Genomic DNA, 316 nt, shown 5'->3' with positions numbered 1-316 from the left:
GACCTCGCCGACGTCTACCAGTATCACGGCATCGACGAGGACACCATGGTGCGGGCCGTGCTCGATCTCGCCGAGTAGCCGGATGCCCGCCGAGTAGGCGGATGCCCGCGCGACCGCGGCCGTCCTCAGACCGCGGCGACCGCGGTCGCGCCTTCGACGAACGCGGCCACGGCGTCGAGGTCCTTCTCGAAGCGCCCGTCCCCGAGCGGGCGGTTCGTGAGCGTGAGCGAGTCCACGCCCCACGGACGCACGGCCGCGATCGACTCGGCGACGTTCGCCGCGGAGAGACCGCCTGCGAGGATCACCGGGATTCCCA

Annotated in this window: 1 pseudogene; it reads right to left on the bottom strand. The window is 71.8% G+C overall.

Features of this window, described 5'->3' with window-relative positions:
• Positions 1–125 precede the first annotated feature (125 nt).
• A pseudogene (locus tag KI686_RS16205) lies at positions 126–316 on the bottom strand (phosphoribosylanthranilate isomerase); the annotation flags it as partial.

Origin of the sequence: Polaribacter sargassicola (assembly GCF_021991835.1) — a bacterium.
GTDB lineage: Bacteria > Bacteroidota > Bacteroidia > Flavobacteriales > Flavobacteriaceae > Polaribacter > Polaribacter sargassicola.
Note: the sequence above shows the minus strand (reverse complement) of the source record. Positions and strands in the feature narration are given on the sequence as shown.